The 19,187-nt window shown below is 46.6% G+C and carries 18 protein-coding genes; 14 read left to right on the forward strand and 4 right to left on the reverse strand.

The window, feature by feature from the left end:
• Nucleotides 1-425 precede the first annotated feature (425 nt).
• The 5 genes from tkt to MHH93_RS06845 all read left to right on the forward strand — a co-directional run bounded on the left by tkt (nucleotide 426) and on the right by MHH93_RS06845 (nucleotide 5,943).
• The gene (gene tkt / locus MHH93_RS06825) at nucleotides 426-2,468 is read left to right on the forward strand and encodes a transketolase (protein ID WP_133386785.1); all 2,043 of its coding nucleotides are present in this window, start codon (nucleotides 426-428) and stop codon (nucleotides 2,466-2,468) included.
• A gap of 149 nt (nucleotides 2,469-2,617) precedes the next feature.
• A complete protein-coding gene (gene ppnP / locus MHH93_RS06830) occupies nucleotides 2,618-2,935 on the forward strand; it encodes a pyrimidine/purine nucleoside phosphorylase (RefSeq protein ID WP_017689983.1) in 318 nt (105 codons plus the stop codon).
• A 236-nt stretch (nucleotides 2,936-3,171) separates the two neighbouring features.
• A complete protein-coding gene (locus tag MHH93_RS06835) occupies nucleotides 3,172-4,527 on the forward strand; it encodes a glucose-6-phosphate isomerase (protein ID WP_017689982.1) in 1,356 nt (451 codons plus the stop codon).
• 175 nt (nucleotides 4,528-4,702) lie between these two features.
• Complete coding sequence (locus tag MHH93_RS06840) at nucleotides 4,703-5,335, forward strand: YigZ family protein (protein ID WP_036669098.1); 633 nt, start codon at nucleotides 4,703-4,705, stop codon at nucleotides 5,333-5,335.
• Between the two features lie 5 nt (nucleotides 5,336-5,340).
• Nucleotides 5,341-5,943, forward strand: coding sequence for a TetR/AcrR family transcriptional regulator (locus MHH93_RS06845; protein WP_017689980.1), 603 nt, complete (start codon nucleotides 5,341-5,343; stop codon nucleotides 5,941-5,943).
• 191 nt (nucleotides 5,944-6,134) lie between these two features.
• Here the strand turns inward: MHH93_RS06845 and MHH93_RS06850 are convergent, their stop codons facing one another.
• Nucleotides 6,135-6,536 carry a secondary thiamine-phosphate synthase enzyme YjbQ gene (locus MHH93_RS06850; RefSeq protein ID WP_145320375.1) on the reverse strand — a complete coding sequence of 134 codons (402 nt, stop codon included), beginning with the start codon at nucleotides 6,534-6,536 and terminating at the stop codon, nucleotides 6,135-6,137.
• Between the two features lie 455 nt (nucleotides 6,537-6,991).
• Between MHH93_RS06850 and cysT the strand changes: the two genes are divergently transcribed.
• Genes cysT through MHH93_RS06870 form a run of 4 tightly spaced genes read left to right on the forward strand, consistent with a single transcriptional unit; the run spans nucleotide 6,992 to nucleotide 10,757 of the window.
• Complete coding sequence (cysT, locus tag MHH93_RS06855; RefSeq protein ID WP_500053414.1) at nucleotides 6,992-7,807, forward strand: sulfate ABC transporter permease subunit CysT; 816 nt, start codon at nucleotides 6,992-6,994, stop codon at nucleotides 7,805-7,807.
• On the forward strand, nucleotides 7,804-8,601 hold the full coding sequence (locus MHH93_RS06860) for a sulfate ABC transporter permease subunit (protein ID WP_017689977.1): 798 nt from the start codon (nucleotides 7,804-7,806) through the stop codon (nucleotides 8,599-8,601). The genes cysT and MHH93_RS06860 overlap by 4 nt, the downstream gene beginning before the upstream one ends.
• A 1-nt stretch (nucleotide 8,602) precedes the next feature.
• Nucleotides 8,603-9,667, forward strand: coding sequence for a sulfate/molybdate ABC transporter ATP-binding protein (locus MHH93_RS06865; RefSeq protein WP_091015266.1), 1,065 nt, complete (start codon nucleotides 8,603-8,605; stop codon nucleotides 9,665-9,667).
• A 25-nt stretch (nucleotides 9,668-9,692) separates the two neighbouring features.
• The gene (locus MHH93_RS06870) at nucleotides 9,693-10,757 is read left to right on the forward strand and encodes a sulfate ABC transporter substrate-binding protein (protein WP_500053415.1); all 1,065 of its coding nucleotides are present in this window, start codon (nucleotides 9,693-9,695) and stop codon (nucleotides 10,755-10,757) included.
• A gap of 125 nt (nucleotides 10,758-10,882) precedes the next feature.
• Here the strand turns inward: MHH93_RS06870 and MHH93_RS06875 are convergent, their stop codons facing one another.
• Both MHH93_RS06875 and MHH93_RS06880 read right to left on the reverse strand, forming a co-directional pair.
• Nucleotides 10,883-12,139, reverse strand: coding sequence for a hypothetical protein (locus MHH93_RS06875; RefSeq protein WP_500053416.1), 1,257 nt, complete (start codon nucleotides 12,137-12,139; stop codon nucleotides 10,883-10,885).
• Nucleotides 12,140-12,214: 75 nt separating this feature from the next.
• The gene (locus MHH93_RS06880; RefSeq protein ID WP_500053417.1) at nucleotides 12,215-12,943 is read right to left on the reverse strand and encodes a C39 family peptidase; all 729 of its coding nucleotides are present in this window, start codon (nucleotides 12,941-12,943) and stop codon (nucleotides 12,215-12,217) included.
• A 269-nt stretch (nucleotides 12,944-13,212) separates the two neighbouring features.
• Here MHH93_RS06880 and MHH93_RS06885 point away from each other — a divergent pair, with 269 nt between their 5' ends.
• From MHH93_RS06885 to clpP, 4 genes are all read left to right on the forward strand, one after another.
• Nucleotides 13,213-13,659, forward strand: a complete 447-nt coding sequence (locus tag MHH93_RS06885) for a hypothetical protein (protein ID WP_500053418.1) — start codon at nucleotides 13,213-13,215, stop codon at nucleotides 13,657-13,659.
• A gap of 280 nt (nucleotides 13,660-13,939) precedes the next feature.
• Nucleotides 13,940-14,728 carry an MBL fold metallo-hydrolase gene (locus MHH93_RS06890; protein ID WP_500053419.1) on the forward strand — a complete coding sequence of 263 codons (789 nt, stop codon included), beginning with the start codon at nucleotides 13,940-13,942 and terminating at the stop codon, nucleotides 14,726-14,728.
• Nucleotides 14,729-14,865: 137 nt separating this feature from the next.
• The gene (locus MHH93_RS06895; protein WP_500053420.1) at nucleotides 14,866-15,738 is read left to right on the forward strand and encodes an RNA polymerase sigma factor; all 873 of its coding nucleotides are present in this window, start codon (nucleotides 14,866-14,868) and stop codon (nucleotides 15,736-15,738) included.
• An 18-nt stretch (nucleotides 15,739-15,756) separates the two neighbouring features.
• Complete coding sequence (gene clpP / locus MHH93_RS06900; RefSeq protein WP_500053421.1) at nucleotides 15,757-16,338, forward strand: ATP-dependent Clp endopeptidase proteolytic subunit ClpP; 582 nt, start codon at nucleotides 15,757-15,759, stop codon at nucleotides 16,336-16,338.
• 55 nt (nucleotides 16,339-16,393) lie between these two features.
• Here clpP and MHH93_RS06905 read toward each other — a convergent pair whose 3' ends face one another.
• A complete protein-coding gene (locus MHH93_RS06905; RefSeq protein ID WP_500053422.1) occupies nucleotides 16,394-17,815 on the reverse strand; it encodes an aminotransferase-like domain-containing protein in 1,422 nt (473 codons plus the stop codon).
• A 120-nt stretch (nucleotides 17,816-17,935) separates the two neighbouring features.
• On the opposite strand from MHH93_RS06905, the gene MHH93_RS06910 reads away from it, so the two are divergent.
• Nucleotides 17,936-18,874, forward strand: a complete 939-nt coding sequence (locus tag MHH93_RS06910) for a DMT family transporter (protein WP_500053423.1) — start codon at nucleotides 17,936-17,938, stop codon at nucleotides 18,872-18,874.
• Nucleotides 18,875-19,187 lie beyond the last annotated feature (313 nt).

A 19,187-nucleotide genomic window follows, 5' to 3' on the forward strand; every position in this document is an offset into this window, starting at 1 on the left:
ACCTCCTATCATTGATGCTTACTTTGAAAAGTAAACCACACTCCCGCTTTCGAATCCATATTCAGGATATGTTATGTGAATTTAACTTGGATATCTAAAAAGTGTATGGTTTTCGTGTTAAAGGTTATACTTCATGCGATGGATTTGCGAGGCTTAATAGGTCTGTTTATGGAATTTAATGCCTTGTCCTGATACGATTTTTGCTTGATATGCCAAGGATTATTCATCACAAACGACCGATTTTTCATGAACTTCTCAAAGAAGGTTATGGAAAAGCTTCACGCCAAGTGATACAATACAAAAGTGAATAAGTCAAAATGAAACACTCAAGCGGATTCACTTATAGTGAAATTCGGTTTGCTTGTATTGATGAGAGGGATTCGCTTGCGCACCCGACTTATCTAAAGACATGAGGAGGACAAACCATGACTGACAAGAACGAAGCGATTCAAAAGGACGAGAACACTACAATTGACAACCTGTCGATTACTACCGTACGTACTTTGGCGATTGATGCAATTGAGAAGGCAAATTCCGGACATCCGGGTATGCCTATGGGCTCCGCTCCAATGGGGTACCAACTTTTTGCAAAAACGATGACTCATAACCCGGACCACCCAACTTGGGTTAACCGGGACCGTTTTGTCCTGTCTGCAGGACATGGCTCCATGTTGCTGTACAGCTTGTTGCACCTGAGCGGATATGATCTTCCAATGGAAGAACTGAAACAGTTCCGTCAATGGGGAAGCAAAACACCGGGTCACCCGGAATTCGGACATACTGCAGGTGTTGATGCAACTACCGGCCCACTGGGTCAAGGTATTGCAATGGCTGTAGGTATGGCGATGGCTGAAGCTCAACTGGGCGCAACTTACAATAAAGACAAGTTCAACGTTGTTGACCACTACACTTACGCAATCTGTGGTGATGGTGACTTGATGGAAGGCGTATCGCATGAATCAGCTTCCCTGGCTGGACGTTTGCACCTGGGCAAATTGATCATGTTGTTCGACTCCAATGACATCACACTTGATGGTAAATTGGATCTGTCTTCTTCCGAAAGCATCGCGAAGCGTTTTGAAGCTTATGGCTGGCAAGTGCTGCGTGTTGAAGATGGTAACGATCTGCCTGCAATCGAAAAAGCAATTCAGGAAGGTCAAGCAGATACACTGCGTCCTACACTGATCGAAGTTAAAACGGTTATCGGTTATGGTAGCCCGAACAAACAAGGTAAAGGCGGCCACGGCGGTACTCACGGATCTCCACTGGGTGCAGACGAAGCCAAATTGACTAAAGAGTATTACAAATGGGTTTACGAAGAAAACTTCCACGTACCAGCTGAAGTTCGCGATCACTTCGCACAAGTGAAAGATCGTGGTATCTCTGCTAACAAAGCTTGGGACGAGAAATTTGCCGAGTACAAAAAAGCATACCCTGAGCTGGCAGCTCAATTCGAAACAGCAATTAACGGCGACCTTCCAGAAGGTTGGGACCGTGATCTTCCTAAATATGCAGCAACAGACAAAGCGCTCTCTACTCGTGTAGCGTCCGGTAACGCTCTGAACGGTCTGGCGCACAACGTGCCACAACTGACAGGTGGATCTGCTGACTTGGAAAGCTCCACAATGACTCACTTGAACAATCTGGAGAACTTCACACCTGAAGATTACTCCGGCCGTAACATCTACTTCGGTATCCGTGAATTCGGTATGGCTGGAGCAATGAACGGTATGGCACTGCACAGCGGTGTGAAAGTATTCGGAGGTACGTTCTTCGTATTTACCGATTACCTGCGTCCGGCTGTACGTCTGGCTGCCCTGATGGGATTGCCTGTAACGTATGTTCTGACTCACGACAGTATCGCTGTTGGTGAAGACGGTCCTACGCACGAACCGATCGAGCAATTGGCATCCCTGCGTATCATTCCTAACCTGACGGTTATTCGTCCGGCTGACGGTAATGAAACTTCGGCTGCTTGGGCTTACGCGCTTGAGAACAAGAGCAACCCGGTTGCACTCGTACTCACTCGTCAAAACCTGCCGATTCTGGAAGGTACGGTTGAAGGTTCACGTGAGAACGTGAAACGTGGTGCTTATGTTGTCTCTGATGCAAAAGATGGCAAAGCGGTAGCACAAATCATCGCTACAGGTTCTGAAGTGCAATTGGCTGTTAAAGCTCAAGCAGCACTTGCTGAACAAGGCATCCAAGTTCGCGTAATCAGCATGCCAAGCTGGGATCTGTTCGAGAAACAAGACAAAGCTTACAGAGAGTCCGTTCTTCTTCCGGATGTTAAAGCTCGTCTTGCGATTGAAATGGCTTATCCAATGGGCTGGGAGAAATATGTTGGAGATCAAGGTGACATTCTCGGAATCAGCACATTTGGTGCATCCGCGCCTGGCGACCGTGTTATCCAGGAATATGGCTTTACAGTGGACAACGTGGTTAGCCGCGTAAAAGCATTGCTGTAATAGCTTCACAAGCGCTGCTATGGTTGGGAGGGCATCATGCTGTCCTGATCCATGGCAGTAAGTTATTTCCGCAGAGATGGGCGGCGACTCGTTATCGCCCTGATCTGTTTTGCCTTTTGTTTTCATTAACTTCAGGGGAGCGGGTACGCATGTCACAATTCGATCAAGTCAGTGTAGTGAAAGAGGCCAACATTTATTATGATGGTCAGGTAACCAGCAGAACGGTTATTTTGGGGGATGGCAGCAAAGTGACTCTGGGCATCATGCTTCCAGGCAGTTATGAGTTCGGTACGGATTCTCGTGAAATTATGGAGATTCTGTCCGGAGATCTGAAAGTATTGCTTCCCGGAGAAGAAGAGTGGCAAGAGATTCAAGGTCAAGCTACGTTCCACGTGCCTGCCGAATCCAAATTTAAACTGGAGATACGCAGCGTTACTGACTACGTCTGCTCGTACCCGGCGGAATAACATAAGAAGGGTAAGCAGAACCGCAACCTGCGGATTCGGTTTACCCTTTTTGCTTCTTGAATACGAACGACAAAGTTCGGGCGGCAAGCTTGTCAGCCCCGTGGATTTGAAGTATCCTTAAGGCAAGTTGTTTAGAATGGAATACGGACATAATATACGAGGTTGTTCAAAAAGTCCGCTTTTGATTACAAAGTTTGAACACGCACTATAATCGAAATCAGGAGGTTTTTGAGATCATGGCAAAAAAAGTGACATTTGACTATAGCACGGCATTGCAATTTGTAAATCAGCACGAAGTGGATTACTTCGCAGAACCGATTCGCCTGGCTCACGAGCAGCTTCACAACGGAACAGGAACAGGCTCCGATTATCTGGGCTGGATTGACCTGCCGACGGCTTATGACAAAGAAGAGTTCGCACGCATTCAAAAAGCAGCTGCCAAAATCCAAAGCGACTCCGAAGTACTGATCGTTATCGGTATCGGTGGATCATACCTGGGTGCACGTGCAGCGATTGAAATGCTGACTCACTCGTTCTATAACAATCTGCCAAAAGACAAACGCAAAACGCCTGAAATCTATTTTGCAGGAAACAATATCAGTTCCACATATGTAACTCATTTGCTGGATCTGGTTGAAGGCAAAGATTTCTCCGTAAATGTCATCTCCAAATCCGGTACAACAACAGAGCCGGCAATCGCTTTCCGTATCTTCCGTGCAGCATTGGAAGAGAAGTACGGTAAGGAAGAAGCACGCAAACGCATTTATGCGACAACAGACAAAGCGCGCGGTGCACTGAAAGAACTCGCGAATGCTGAAGGATATGAATCTTTCATTATTCCGGATGATGTTGGTGGACGTTACTCTGTTCTGACAGCTGTAGGTTTGCTGCCAATCGCAGCAGCTGGTATCAGCATCGAAGAAATGATGCAAGGTGCGGCTGACGCATCGAAGGAATACAGCAACCCGAACGTAGCTGAGAACGAAGCATATCAATATGCAGCTGTTCGTAACGCATTGTATCGTAAAGGTAAAGGCACGGAGATTCTTGTAAACTATGAGCCATCCCTGCACTTCGTATCCGAGTGGTGGAAACAACTGTTCGGAGAGAGTGAAGGTAAAGACTACAAAGGGATCTATCCTGCATCCGTTGATTTCTCTACAGACTTGCACTCCATGGGTCAATTCATTCAGGAAGGTAGTCGGAATATCTTCGAAACGGTTATTCAGGTTACTGAAGTTGCAGAGCATATCTCAATTAAATCCGATCCGGATGATCTGGATGGATTGAACTTCCTTGAAGGTAAAACGATGGACTTTGTTAACAAAAAAGCGTTCCAAGGAACACTGCTTGCACATACAGATGGTCAAGTACCAAATCTGATTGTGAACATTCCAGATATGACTCCATATTCTTTCGGATATCTGGTATACTTCTTTGAAAAAGCATGCGGTATCAGTGGCTACTTGCTAGGCGTCAATCCATTTGACCAACCAGGCGTGGAAGCTTACAAGAAAAATATGTTCGCATTGCTGGGCAAACCAGGCTTTGAAGAAGAGAAAGCAGCGCTCGAAGCGAGACTTTCCGAATAATTCATCGGTCTGCTCATATAGTTGAATAAGGTAATGTTAATCGATCCGGGAATCCTGTTCATGTAAGATGCAGGGCTACCGGATGTAGATAACCAGGGCAGTTCGTCCGCGTTCGCGCGGTGAACTGCTTTCTTGTAAAATGGACTCAGGAAAAGATCAGAAAGTTGGATTCAGGATGATTGAACGTTATCGCACGGTTCGAGGACCGGGCAACCTGGAAATTGTAATCAAGAAGTCGCGATTTATCGGTCATATTATGCCGGTCACGACAGAGGAAGAGGCTGTTGCCTTCATCGATGAAATCAAGAAAAAACATTGGAATGCAACTCATAACTGCTCTGCGTACATGATTGGGGAGCGGGACGAGATCCAGAAGCAATCCGATGACGGGGAACCCAGCGGAACAGCAGGGAAACCCATTCTTGAAGTAATCAAAAATCAGAAATTAAAAAATGTGGCAATTGTGGTTACGCGATACTTCGGGGGAATTATGCTTGGAGCCGGTGGGTTAATTCGTGCTTATACGGATGGAGCTGTAGCAGCCATTGAAGCCGGAGAAGCCATTACCAACGTGCTGCATCGTGAAGTGTTTGTTGAACTGGATTATACGTGGCTGGGTAAAGTGGAAAATGAGTTAAGAAGCCGGGAAGTCCGTACAGGTGAAACTGGATTCACCGATAAGGTTACGTTGACTTGTCTTCCGCCGGATAGTGAAACCGAGGCTTTTATAGCCTGGATCACGGATTTGACGCAAGGGCAATCCCGGATCACGGAGGGACAGCGGCTTTATTTTATTGAAGGGGAATAAAATATATGGCTAGAAGAGCAGTCGAACAGGAGTTGTCGAGGGAGCGGATACTGGAGGCGGCGAGGCACCTTTTTATTACCAAAGGATACCGCGCCATTTCGATGCGAAGCATCGGCCAGCATCTGGGCTATAGTCATGGGTCGCTGTATTATCACTTTAAGGAAAAGGCAGAGCTGTTCTATGCCATCGTGGTTGAAGATTTCAATCATCTGGGGCATTTGCTGCTGCAAGCCATGGTCAGGCCGGTTCGTGATGATGTGAGCAAGGTAGAGCACATTATGATGGAGTTTATTCGCTTTGGTCTGGAGAATCCATATCAATACGAAATTATGTTTATGATCAGGGACGAAGAACTGTTGTCTTATTGTCGTACCGAACAGGGACGTTGTTTTGAATTGTTTGCATCCATTATAAGGCAGTACATGAATGAAGAGAATTGTACGGAAGAGGATATTCAAAGGGTACCGCGTACGCTATTTTTGGCTATGCACGGATTCATTTCTTATTACATTCAGGACCGTTTAACGTTTGTGGAGATTGAATCATCTGCGTTGTCTCATGTCAAAGTGCTGTGCCGCAATCTGGGCCAGCAGCCTGGCGTCCAATAATGGCGCTATTGTTGCACCCCTACACTTCAGGGCGGTGATTTGTCATAACTTTAATTCTTTATAACGTTATCTCGCGAAAGTTAGTACGCGCCAAAGACCAAGTCAGGCGGCTCCGACCCGAAATGAGGGTGGACCGCCTGTTTGTGTTTGCAAAACTTGAATGAGTAGGTCGGCCTCTAGTGGGACTGACGCTAGCCTTCCATGATTTTGAGAAAGTATTCCCGTTCACGAGGTCCGTCAAATTCGCAAAAGTAAATGCCTTGCCAGCGGCCAAGCAGCAGCCTGCCCTCGTGAATAATCACCGTCTGTGATGGCCCTGTTGTAATCGATTTGAGGTGAGAGGCTGTGTTGCCTTCGGCATGTCGATACTCGGGATGCTCCCAAGGGTACACTTCGTCCAGACGCAACAAGACATCGTGTTTCACATCGGGGTCTGCATTTTCGTTGATGGCAATACCCGCTGTCGTATGTGGACAGTAGATGAGAACCGTCCCATTCTGGACCCCGCTACTCTGGACAACCTGCTTCACGTCCCGTGTGATATCCTTCATTTCATCTCGTGTGGAAGTGGATATATTCTTCGTATATAACATGTTCAATCACTCCTTATCATCTCTGTTCTTACCCTCGATTGTACCTTAACCACTACATACCAAACAAACCACATATGACTCTGATCATAGAAAATGCATGATAACGGAGAGGACAGAAATATCCTGAAGAAGCGAAAGAGTTCACCTTTATCACAGGATTTCCCCTTTAATAAAGGGGATTAAAGAAATCTGGGGATAACAGTGATCGAAAGGTTGTTCTGGCCTCGCAGTGTACAGGTGCGATTTTAATTGATTGATCTCATGTGTGGCCCAATTAATTCAATAAAAGCATTGACGATTAGCACTGCAAACTGGTAAAGTATCAGAAAAGCAAAACCAAGTAGACTAATGGGAATAATATTAAAGTAATATCATCCAACTTAGGAAAATGTAGTATTGAAGCCAGGAAGACTGCCGACCGGAGCTAAAGCCGGAGGCTGGGAGGGAACGCAGCAATGAATACCGTTCTTCGTCATAAGGGATGGACTTGGGGATTTCGCAGTACCGTATTGTTATATTTTATCGTACTTATTGTACTTCCAATCATCGGTGTGTACGTCAATTCCTTCTCCGAAGGATGGAGCAACTTTGTTCAGAGCATTATGGACCCCATCGCGTGGAAAGCCGTGCTGCTGACGATTCGGCTGGCCGTAATTGCCACGCTTATTAATGTGGTGCTGGGCACGATGATCGCCTGGGTGTTGACAAGGTATCGATTCGCGGGCAGATCGTTTCTTAACAGTCTGGTTGATCTCCCGTTTGCGCTGCCGACAGCGGTGGGCGGTTTGATGATTATGCTGCTTTTGGGTCCGGTCAGTGCCATCGGGAAACTGGCAGAATCCATGGGATTTGAGATTGTATTTCATCAGCCCGCCATTGTTATCGCGATGACCTTTGTCACGTTTCCGTTTGTGATCCGTGCAGTGCAGCCTTTGCTGGAAGAAATCGATCCTTCCGAGGAAGAGGCCTCGTACACGATGGGGGCATCCAAGGCTCGCACGTTCATGCAGGTTATTCTGCCGTCCATGGCACCTGGCATGATCAGTGGGGGAATGTTGGCTTTCTCCAGAGGACTGGCTGAATTCGGGGCAGTCGTGTTGGTGGCTGGTAACATTCCGGGAAGAACACTGACTGCTTCCGTATTTATCTATGGGGAGATTGAAAGTGATAATCCAACGGGAGCCGCTGCTGTATCCGTGTTGCTCCTGACGCTCTCCTTCCTGATCCTCTGGCTGATCAATCTGGTGCAGATGCGGGGGAGAAGACGATGAGACGACTCTTAATCGGATTGACGTTTGCGGTATTTATTGTACTGTTGATCATCCCGCTTGGCCGCATTTTTATTGGCGCATTTGAAGACGGGGCAGGTGGATTCCTGAAAGGGCTGATGCGTCCTGAGGCGTTACACGCTTTGATGATGACTGGACTGGTGGTCCTGGTAGTCACCCTGTTAAATACATTGTTTGGCATCATGATGGCTCTGTATCTAGTTCGTGCCGGATGGCTGAGTGAACGGATAAAAGGACTGCTGAACAGCATTGTAGACCTGCCTTATGCCGTATCTCCTGTCATTGGCGGTTTGATGATTGTATTGATGTTGGGGCCTAACAGCATTATGGGCGCGTTCTTTGAAGGGATTGGATTCAATGTGGTCTATGCCTTCCCGGGTATGGTGATCGCAACGTTATTTGTTACTTTTCCACTGATGGTCAGAGAGGTTATGCCTGTCCTGCAGGAACTCGGTTCACAGCAAGAGGAGGCCGCATCGACACTGGGTGCCTACGGCTGGAGAACATTCTGGAGTGTGACATGGCCTTCGATCCGCTGGGCAGTGGTGTATGGTCTGGTCTTGACAGTTGCGCGCTCGCTTGGGGAATTCGGTGCAGTGCTGGTTGTATCCGGTAATATCATGAACAAAACGCAGACAGCAACAACGCTGGTGTATCAGGATGTTGAGAATTTTAATGTTGCTGCTGCAAATGGTGTGGCATTGGTGCTGGTCACCTTCTCCGTCGGGCTGCTGCTCATGATGGAATGGGCCAAGAAGCGAAAGGAAGTGCATTAATATGCATGTAGAAGTCCGTGATCTGAACAAACATTTCGGTGATTTTCATGCGGTAAAAGATGTCTCATTCGATATTGCCAAAGGCCATCTAATCGGTCTGCTTGGACCCAGCGGAGGTGGGAAGACGTCCATTCTGCGGATGCTTGCGGGACTGGAGAATCCGGGTTCCGGAGAGATTCGCTTTCACGGAAAAGTGGTGAATCACTTGCCTCCACAGGAGCGTGGGATCGGATTTGTATTCCAGAACTATGCTCTGTTCAAACATATGACGGTATTTGAGAATATTGCTTTTGGACTCAAGGTCAAGAAGACGCCAAAAGCCCAGATACGTGATCGGGTTATGGAATTGGTTGAACTGACCGGGTTAAAAGGTTTCGAACAGCGCTATCCACATCAGTTGTCTGGTGGGCAGCGTCAGCGTGTGGCATTTGCCAGAGCACTCGCCCCGGAGCCGCAACTGTTATTGCTGGATGAACCGTTCGCGGCTATTGATGCCAAGATCCGTCAGGAACTGCGTTCATGGTTGCGGGAGCTCATCGAGCGAGTGGGAATCACTTCGATCTTTGTGACGCATGACCAGGATGAAGCGATTGAAGTGGCGGATGAGATTATGATTATCAGCCAGGGTCGTCTGGAACAGAAGGGGACACCTTGGGATATCTACAAAAACCCGCAGACACCATTTGTTGCTACATTTATCGGGGAATCTACGGTTGTGGAGGATGCTTCCCAGTTGAAAGGATTCGAACATGCCGTTGAGGGTGAACACACCAAAGCGCTTATTCGACCAGAGTATATTGAGATCGGCTTAAAGAACGAATTCACGATGCTGTCTGCAACAGAAAAAGGGACAGTCAAACATCTTCATTTCCGCGGCAGTCAATGGATGGTAGAGGTGGACGTACAGGGGCACAAGTTAATCACTTATCGTTCCCTGGAGAAAACGACCTTGGAGATCGGTCAACAAATTCGCGTTCTTGTACACCGTGCATACCTGTTCAATGACTCCAACAGTTGGGTGGTTGAGAACCGACTGAAGGAAGATCCGATGCCGGTGATGATTTAGATCAAGTGGAAGAAAGGGGCTGCCCATGCAGACGAGGAAGAAGAAAGCCATACTCTTAAATGTTGCCCTCATGCTTCTGCTCGTCTGCATGACCGCTGGGTGCAGCAAGCAGGAGGGGGCAAGCGAACAGAACGAGCCCTCTGGTAACGATTCATCCAATACGCTGGTGATTGGTGCTTACAGTGTAGCGAAAGATGCTGTAGGCGAGTTGCTACCCAAGTTCCAGGAGGAGTGGAAGGCGAAGACCGGACAGACAATTAACTTCCAGGAGTCCTATGAAGCATCGGGTACACAGGCAAGAGCCATCGTTGGTGGATTCGAGGCGGATGTGGCCTTGCTCGCGATGGAGAGTGATATCGACAAGCTGGTCAAGGCCGATCTGGTTAGCCACGATTGGAAACAGACCCCTAATGAAGGCATGATTACTCGTTCGATTGTTGTTCTGGGAACAAGAGCAGGCAACCCGCTGGGGATTCGTGATTTTCAGGATTTAACGAAGCCTGGTGTGAAGGTATTGTACCCCAATCCAAAGACATCCGGGGGCGCACAATGGGACATTAATGCCATTTACGGTGCTGGATTGAAACTGTCGGAGGAGCAAGAGGGGAAGAAAGATCCTGCCGCAGCCAAGGCTTTTCTCGAACAGGTACATCGTAACGTTGAATCATTGGACAAGAGTGGTCGTTCTTCGATGGCGGCATTCGAATATGGTGTCGGTGATGTAATCGTCACGTATGAAAATGAATTGCTTGCCCGGATCGCGAAAGGTGTAGATTATGACATTGTCATTCCGAAAAATACGATCCTGATTGAGAACCCGGCAGTTGTAGTGAATAAATATGCCGACAAACATGGGAATCGCGAACTGGCAGAAGCCTTTGTCGCATATCTGCGTACACCAGAAGCGCAGCGTATTTTTGCCAAGCATGGTTTTCGTTCAGTAGATCCGGATGTATTTGCACAGACGGAGTCCACATTCCCAACGCCAGAAGGGCTATTTGATATTAACTATCTAGGGGGATGGGAAGAGGTACGCAGTACGTTGTACTCCAAACGCGGCGTGTGGTATCAGGTGCTCGCGGGGCTGTAGTGGAATCGTACAGCATTGAAATGGCCTCCCCATGGTTAGATCATGTCTAACCATGGGGAGGCCATTTATGTGAACGGGAGTTAAAGCAAAAATGCTCTGGATTTATTCTTACAGTACTATTATTGCTATTCTGGATTGAAGTCCATAAAATACAATTCAGCTTGAATACTATCCTTGTCATATTCCATGCGAGTAAAGGTGAGATTATCTCCGAAATTATAAATAGGTGTATAGCTTCCTTCTTTTTTAATTACTCGTTGCTTATTGCCTGTGGCTAAATCTACAGCCATAATATAGGGGGATTGTTTGTAGATAAGCTGATTTTCAAATAAAAAAGGCGAGTATCCACCGAGTAGGGAGCTGTCGTGAGTAATGGAGTAAATCAGTTTTTTTGTTTTTCGATCTAAGATTTCAGTATTACTCTCCGCTGTTAATACAATCCATTGTTCATTTGCTGTGAAATCATAAATGTCTTCACGATCTTTAACAATAACTTCAGGTTCGGAATGATCTTTAGGATACAAAAGAATGTCAAAGCGTTTTACATTGTTTGCACCTTTATTTTCAAAAAACGTTTGTTGTATCAATAATCCCTCATCAATAGGCCTTTGTACATCAAGGAAAACACCATCTCTGTTCTTTTTATCTTGTTCATTTAGCAATTGTGTGGTTACCTTGGTCTTGATACTGCTTTTTACATTATAAATAAATGCTTCATTTTTAACGATGTGATTGGTGATCTTCTTCTCTATCCAGCTAATTTCATCTTGATAGGTTCTTAATACAGGGACGGCCATTTGATCTTCGCTAATGCCTTCGGCAAAAACGACAGGCGATGCCTTAAGATCATCTCGCTTCATCCGTAGAATTTGCCATGGTGTATTATTATCCGTTGGGTTAGCTGTGTTCTCTATCCAAAATAAGTCGTCTCCAACAGACACTAGAGTATTAATAATGATGCCTTTCGCAGCGCGGTAGCGAGAAGTATACGTATTCTTTTTCGTGTCAAACTGGATGATCTCCATCTCGGTTAATTCAGTTGTAGAAAAATCTCTGCTAAAAATGACACTGTCGTTGTCATCTTTGTAGCTAGCCACGACGGTATTACGATCTAAAACATCATTTTTGATGGTCACTGAATCCATTCTGAAGGGGAGTTTGAATGCAACGTCGGGTTTAACCTCTGGCAGTTCTGGTGCAGTTTGATCATGAGATGAGTCTAGTAAATTGGTTTCAGGTGCAGTTTCCAATGTAGTAGATGGCTTTTTAGGTATGTGCTGATCTGTAGTTGGATTGGCTGGAGTTGAATTGGTACATGCTGTGAGCAATAATGTAAGCATTAATGTGATATGAATAGATTTACGTCCATATTTCATATTCATGTTTGAGCCCCCTGTAGACCTGTAGAGTAGTGAAGCAGGGAAGTAACCTTCCCTGCTTCTAGTCAATCTTTTATCTTACCATATTATTGCTTGTCTAAAGTGGTTTTGATTAGCCTGCCATACTTTTTCAAGACTGTACCACTTATTACCATGCGTTTTCCCTCTATTTCCTTGGTCGTAAGGGTCTGTGAGTCTTACTTTAGCATCATTTGTTCTAAAGTCATAACCTGAGACATTTATTATATGACCGCTTACAGTTCCTGTATAATTTTCTAATTCATTTCCAGTAATTTTTAAATCTAATACAGCTGGATGGTAGTTATCGGATGAATACATGATGGCATACTTCCATGTTTCAATAGGGAGTGACGTAGAGTAAGAATAAGTATAATTGGATTGTAGATTATTTAGAACATTGTCAACCACTGTAAAGTCAGTGCCATCTCTCGTAGTCCCTAGTTTTTGGGCGTAGTAGGATTGTGATTCTGAACTGCCATTTAAGTAATTTAATACTTGCTTCGTTGTAGCAGGCCCGCACCAATAGGTCGTTTCTTGTTTGAATGGGGTAACACCCACCGTTCTTAAGTCACCAAGAGCCATGATGTTGTATTTGCTTTCGACTCTGTCCTTATGAATCTGTAATTCTTTTAACTTTTTTGAAAATACTAGTTGTTGTTTTACCGTTGGAATGTCTTTCGTAGGTGTCGGATCATCACCGGTACCAGCTGCTAAAGCACTCGATGCTAGCAACCCAGTGAAAATCAGAGTGAAAGTAGTGCTTTTTAAAATTTTTCCTAATTTCATGAAAAAACCTCCCTTAACAATGTGATTATTTGAACTAAGTCCGGACAACTATATATTAGATTAATTTGTATATTTTGTAAATATTTTTATTTTGTTCTATTAAAATATGATATTCACTTTTTCAAATCAATGAAATGAAACTTGAGATCTGAAGCTCACCCTTCATTTCAATGGAAGTAGAGATGGAGGCTTTTTACTGCCAAAAGGTTATAATAGAGGTATACTGAATCATGATTGTTACATAGTACTAGCAGGAAGGTGTGAGTTGAATGAGTGCAGAGATCAAATTATCCCAAAGTACAGCAATTCGACTGGAGCAGGCCCGAGGTAAGGGGATGCCTGAGGAAGAAATATTAAAAGCCATTCAAGCCAAAGACGTTTCCGCTTTTGACGCCGTGTCTGAAGAGGAATACCGATATAACGAATTTTTCTCGTATGCGGATGAGCATGGTGAAAATCTGGAGGCAGCAGTAAAAGATGGGTACCGGATTACCTTTAACACGCGTGGTGGACTCGGAATCTGGTTGGAAAAGGCCTTTAAGGTACAGCCAGAGAGAGACTTCACAGTGGGTGAAGGAATCGTCACCGGATTACAGTTGAAACCGGAGCAGGCAGAAGTACTGGCGAAGCGGCTTGCGTCGAACTGGGTGATTACGTGTTCAAAGGATGTACCTGCGGGTAAGGAATTGACACTAAAGCTGCGGGCACTGGTGTAGTTCCAGCGCCGAGTATGACTCGAATTAATCGGTCGTGGCCTGATTAAAAGGTAAGGCCTGATCTTCATGCGGATGACCGGCTTATAAGGTTGCACCACATGCTGACGAAGCGTACGCTCCCGAATGGAGCGAAGCATGGAATTAAAGTCTGACGGTGAACGGTCAGACCACAGACTGTCCCGAATTGCAGTGGAGAACTGCAGCGGGATGGTCTTTTTTTTTGCAAAAACAGGGGTGGACGATTACAATCTACATATCATTAATTCAGGGGGAATGCGGATTGAATCAGCTAACATTTCTGGGCACTGGCGATGCGATGGGCGTTCCACGTGTGTATTGTGATTGCGAAGTATGTACAGAGGCAAGGCTTACGGGAGAGAATAAACGGAAACGCTCTTCTGTTCTGATTGACGGTGGTGCGGATGGTGCGAGTGAACAGTTCATGATTGACTGCGGACCGGACTGGAGATCACAGATGGAGGATCAGGGATTGCGTATGGTGCATACGCTGCTCATCACGCATGCCCATTTTGACCATATTGGCGGATTACCGGAATGGGCGGATGCATGCCGCTGGCTGGGTGTAAAGGGACGTTGTTATGCACCACGCGAAGTGATTGCTACCATTCAGGGACAGTTTCCATGGTTGGGGCGTCATATGGACTTTCTTGAAACGGATGATGGTATTGAACTTAGTGGGTGGAAGGTGCGTTCCTGGAAAGTATGTCATGGACATAACGGGTATTCGTACGCATATCGATTGGATCGGGAAGGCTATCGTTGGGCGTATTGTTCAGATGCCATTGACCTGAAAACATCCGAGAAAGAGCCGTTACATGGATTGGATCTGTTAGTGCTCGGAACAAGCTTTGTGCATGAACTTGCGGAATTCTCAACACGTTCCGTGTATGATATGCGCGAGGCGCAGGAGCTGCTGCGGGAACTGAAACCGGGTCATACCTATTTTACACATATGTCTCATGACGTTGATGTAAGGAAGAATCATAATCTGGATCAAGGCATTACGATTGCCCTTACCGGGATGAAGGTGCCGCTTGGAACCTTATAGTTTGAAACGAATGCGTAACTCGACTTGAGGCATCGTAATAAAAATAAATGGAGAAGAGCGTATCCTTTGGAGGAGGTTCTTCGTTTACATAGTGTAAGTCAAAATCAATCAGGAACCAGCAAAGGGGGGCCCCCAAGATGGCCTTTGTGAAGTCCGTGGATTGCAGGATCAACAGACCACATGATGATGGTAAACCAGATAAATCCCATATTGAATCCGGTAGTACCGCTGGAACAAACCAATTGAACCAAAGCATTCATGCGCGATTACCCGATCTGATGGGTTCGTTGTATGCGTATTGTTTATCGCTGACGAAATCAGTTCAAGAGACGGAGGATCTGGTTCAGGAGACCTGTCTCAAAGTATTGTCGTCGAGTGAGGTTGGATCTTCCGGGATGAATAAAGACATGAATTGGGAAGCTTATCTGATCCGTATTGCACGCAACAGCTGGATTGATATCTTACGTCAGCGTGAGAGATTGGCCTGTAAACTGGATAGAGTGAAGCCGCTCCTGCACGAAATGGAGGAAGAAAGCCGATTCGAGGAATTGGAGTCTGCCGTTCAACTCCTAATAGATAAGCTACCACCGTGGCAGCGAGTGATATATGTATTACGTGAATTAATGGGTTACAAGGCGGCAGAGACTGCAGAAATGTTGGATACGACAGAAGGCGCTGTGAAAGCAGCGTTAAGTCGAGCCCGCTCTTCCATAGCTGAAGTGAGGCACGGGTTGGAACAATCGGACACAGAATCACAGTATGAGGAAGGCGCAGTGGAAAATCATCGGGAGGAATTGCGCAGTTATTTGCTGGCATTTCGTACTGGAGATACTGCCCAAATCATTGATCTGTGCCTGAACCGGACCGAGGATCCGCTGGCTGTGGCGGGGACGATTTTGCAGCAGACTTTGCCGTCTCCATCCATGCAGCCAATGATGTACGGGTACTCCACTTCTGGTATGAACTCGATGTCGTATGGAGGTGGGTACACGGTCACCATGGTTGCTTAAACCAAGGAGGCGACACATATGAATGCAGTGCCGTATGTAGTAGAACAGACAGCCCGCGGAGAGCGGAGTTATGATATTTATTCACGTTTGCTCAAGGACCGGATCATTATGGTATCAGGGGAGATTGAGGATCAGATGGCGAATGCCATTGTGGCACAGTTATTATTTTTGACTGCAGAGGACCCGGAGAAGGATATTCAGATGTACATCAATTGTCCCGGCGGATCGGTGACAGCAGGTTTCTCCATCTATGACACCATGCAGTTCGTGAAACCGGATGATTCGACGATCTGTACGGGTATGGCAGCAAGCTTTGGTGCAATATTGCTGGTGGGTGGTGCCAAAGGGAAACGCATGGCACTGCCGAACAGTGAGATCATGATCCATCAACCGCTCGGTGGTACTCGTGGGCAGGCAGCGGATATGTTGATTCATGCTAACCGCATCATTGAGCACCGCCATCGCCTCAACCAACTGCTCGCTGACCATACAGGACAGTCGATTGAGCGGATTGAGAAGGACTCGGATCGAGACTATTTCCTGACCGCTGCTGAAGCAGTCGAATATGGATTGGTGGATAAGGTCATATCCAATTCATAACAAAAGCCCGGAAGGTCATGTGACCTTTCGGGCTTTTTGATTTATAATTCATACCTTACATTTCGTTGGCCAGCGTAATAAGCCTGCTCATGCCTTCACGAATCTGCTGCTCATGTGCATAAGAGAAGGACAGGCGCAGCTTGCGACTGGCTGAATGATCCGAAGAATCAAATACGGTTCCGGGTACAAAGGCAACCGATTGTTCCATGCACTGGTGAAGCAGTCTTCCTGTATCCACGCCCTTAGGAAGCTCTACCCAAAAGTTGAGTCCGCCCTCCGGCCGGGTCCACGTCCAGTCCGTTTCCAGCAGAGATTGTTCCATCACTTCCATCCTTAGCTGGATGGCGGTCCGCAGCTTGGACAGATGCTGATGCATACGTTCTGACTGAAAATAACGGAGAAAAAGCTTCTGGTTCAGGAGGGGCGATCCGTTATCTGTCAGTGATTTTACAGCCTGTAGTCCTGGCATGAAACGCTGACGGCATATGATGGCAGCAATCCGAAGCCCGGGTGCAACATACTTGCTATAACTGCGAATGTATAGGGTGTGCCCAGTGGTGTCGTAGGTGAAAATGGGTGCAGGAGGTTTCTCCTTAAAATAGATATCATAGGTGCTGTCGTCTTCAAGCAGAAAACAACCATACTGTTCTGCAAGTTCGGGTAACTGCTTGCGCTGTTCTACTGGAACATTCATGCCGGTTGGATTCTGAAAGGTCGGTGTCATATAAAAGAGGCGCGGCTTCTCACTCTTCATCAGATGTTCGATCTGCTCCAGATCATAACCCTCGGGATGAATGTCGGTGAAGACGAGCCGGGCACCTTGTTTGCGGAAAATCTCCATGGCCGGCCCATACGTAGGCCGTTCCATCAAGACCCGATCTCCGGGCTTGACGAGCGTCCGCGAGATGACGTCGATCGCTTGCTGGGCACCTGATGTAATTAACACCTCGTCTGCGGATAGGTAGAAGCGTTCCTTGGTTGTCAGATGGCTTGCCAGGGCACTACGCAATTCCAAATCTCCCTGAATCGTGGAGTACGTTCCGAGCAGACGTGGATATTGATCCAGCAGATCGCGCATCAGTTCTCCCCAATACCGATTGGGAAGCAGGGCGGGATCAATCAATGATTTGGAAAACTGGAATTCGGCTTCAAGCGATTGTACATGTGCGAGGGAGTCCCAATGCAACCAGGCAGCCACGGCGGGATCATCTGCCTGATCCGTTACAGAGAATGGAGTTGCTGGACTGACATAATAGCCGGACTTGTCCTTCACATAAACATTCCCACGTTCCTTTAACTCCTGATAGGCTTTGAAAACGGTCAGACGATGTACGCCGAGTAGCTCGGACAGGCTTCGTACAGATGGCAGTTTTTCATGTTCGGCCCACTCTCCCGCTTCTATACGCACAACGAGATAATGGATGACTTGCTCATATAATTTCAGGCTGTTATCTGTCATCATCAAGGTTTTGCCCATCCGGCTCACACTCCTTTTGAACTCTATTGTAACAGCTAATAGGCGATAACTGTTCTGTTTTGTTCATTCTGTTCTATGGACCATGAGATATGATGAAGAACAGATAAAGGAGTGGTTATCATGGTGGGGATTGCATTTACGGTTATGTGTCTTATTTTCGGTACAACGTTTTTGGCTATTAAAATTGGAGTGGAGGCAGGTATGCCGCCTTTTCTGTCAGCCGGATTGCGATTTGTAATCGCGGGGGCGCTGATGTTTGCATGGATGAGAATGAAGGGCAAAGTGAGCTGGTCACTCCTGTTCCGTAAGGAGATGCTGCTGACGGGAGCGGGGCTGACCTTCGGCACCTTTGCCACATTATATTGGGCTGAACAGCATGTGAGCTCGGGTGTGGGTGCCATTCTGTCAGCGACAGGGCCACTGATGATTATGTTGATGCAGACGGCGCTGTTACGGCAAAAAACATCTGCCCGTATGATTACAGGCTGCCTGATCGGGTTCACCGGTGTGGTTCTGGTTGTGCTGCCTGGTGTATCACTTGGTGCAGGTTCTCTGTTTATGTGGGGCTGTATCGCGGTACTGGTAGGGGAAGTCTGTTATTCAGCAGGTGCATTGTACTCCAAAAAGGTTATTAATCAGTTCAAAGAAACGAACCCCGTGGCGATCAACGCAGTACAGATGATGTATGGGGGACTGTTGTTAAGCTTGCTCTCAGCGGTGACAGAATCCTGGAACATGTCAGCTTTGGATTGGGTGCCTGCTGTCTCGTCCGTGATATATTTGACTGTTATTGGCTCGATGGTTGGGCACAGTCTGTTCTATTGGATCATGTCTCGCACGAATCCGTTGTTCCCGGCAACCTGGCTGTATATCTCACCGCCCATTGCCGTAGGGCTTGGCGCTGTGGTCTACGGGGAACATGTCAGCTGGATTACGTGGATCGGTGTGGTGCTGGTCGTCTCAGGTCTGCTGGCGATGAATGAGAAGGTGAGCGGCTGGTTGAAGAAAAGAAGTCGTGCGAGGATGACAGTGCAGGCTTCCGAGTCTGTTTTAAAATAGGTGAAGTTTGAAGGTATGCAGCTCAATCTCAAAATCAGCCATTGATTTTAGGTTGAGCTGTTTGTTATTCCAACATGATGTTCTCATTAACCGGTAGGTAATAATATTCATCCATCTGTTTTGCCGTAACATTCTCTTCGAAATGTTGTATCCACCACGTCACAAGTAAACGAATCACCCCCGAGTGAAACTCGGCTAGCAGTTCTATGGGAAGTGAAAATTGTTTACCTCTTCTCTTCAATTCCAGAAAATCACTTCTGAATATCTCTCCATCAGTTCCTTATTGTAGTTTAGCTATATAGTATCAACACAT

Source organism: Priestia sp. FSL H7-0729 (assembly GCF_038005685.1).
In the GTDB taxonomy this organism is placed as follows: Bacteria; Bacillota; Bacilli; order Paenibacillales; family Paenibacillaceae; genus Paenibacillus.

Excerpts from the sequence above, each read along its gene's own strand:
- MHH93_RS06860 (WP_017689977.1), top strand. The coding sequence starts at position 7,804 with ATGAGACGACTCTTAATCGGATTGACGTTTGCGGTATTTATTGTACTG.
- MHH93_RS06910 (WP_500053423.1), top strand. The coding sequence starts at position 17,936 with ATGGTGGGGATTGCATTTACGGTTATGTGTCTTATTTTCGGTACAACG.
- MHH93_RS06835 (WP_017689982.1), top strand. The coding sequence starts at position 3,172 with ATGGCAAAAAAAGTGACATTTGACTATAGCACGGCATTGCAATTTGTA.
- MHH93_RS06870 (WP_500053415.1), top strand. The coding sequence starts at position 9,693 with ATGCAGACGAGGAAGAAGAAAGCCATACTCTTAAATGTTGCCCTCATG.
- clpP (WP_500053421.1), top strand. The coding sequence starts at position 15,757 with ATGAATGCAGTGCCGTATGTAGTAGAACAGACAGCCCGCGGAGAGCGG.
- MHH93_RS06880 (WP_500053417.1), bottom strand. The coding sequence starts at position 12,943 with ATGAAATTAGGAAAAATTTTAAAAAGCACTACTTTCACTCTGATTTTC.
- MHH93_RS06895 (WP_500053420.1), top strand. The coding sequence starts at position 14,866 with ATGGCCTTTGTGAAGTCCGTGGATTGCAGGATCAACAGACCACATGAT.
- MHH93_RS06875 (WP_500053416.1), bottom strand. The coding sequence starts at position 12,139 with ATGAATATGAAATATGGACGTAAATCTATTCATATCACATTAATGCTT.
- cysT (WP_500053414.1), top strand. The coding sequence starts at position 6,992 with ATGAATACCGTTCTTCGTCATAAGGGATGGACTTGGGGATTTCGCAGT.
- MHH93_RS06850 (WP_145320375.1), bottom strand. The coding sequence starts at position 6,536 with ATGTTATATACGAAGAATATATCCACTTCCACACGAGATGAAATGAAG.
- MHH93_RS06885 (WP_500053418.1), top strand. The coding sequence starts at position 13,213 with ATGAGTGCAGAGATCAAATTATCCCAAAGTACAGCAATTCGACTGGAG.
- tkt (WP_133386785.1), top strand. The coding sequence starts at position 426 with ATGACTGACAAGAACGAAGCGATTCAAAAGGACGAGAACACTACAATT.
- MHH93_RS06905 (WP_500053422.1), bottom strand. The coding sequence starts at position 17,815 with ATGGGCAAAACCTTGATGATGACAGATAACAGCCTGAAATTATATGAG.
- MHH93_RS06845 (WP_017689980.1), top strand. The coding sequence starts at position 5,341 with ATGGCTAGAAGAGCAGTCGAACAGGAGTTGTCGAGGGAGCGGATACTG.
- MHH93_RS06865 (WP_091015266.1), top strand. The coding sequence starts at position 8,603 with ATGCATGTAGAAGTCCGTGATCTGAACAAACATTTCGGTGATTTTCAT.
- MHH93_RS06840 (WP_036669098.1), top strand. The coding sequence starts at position 4,703 with ATGATTGAACGTTATCGCACGGTTCGAGGACCGGGCAACCTGGAAATT.
- ppnP (WP_017689983.1), top strand. The coding sequence starts at position 2,618 with ATGTCACAATTCGATCAAGTCAGTGTAGTGAAAGAGGCCAACATTTAT.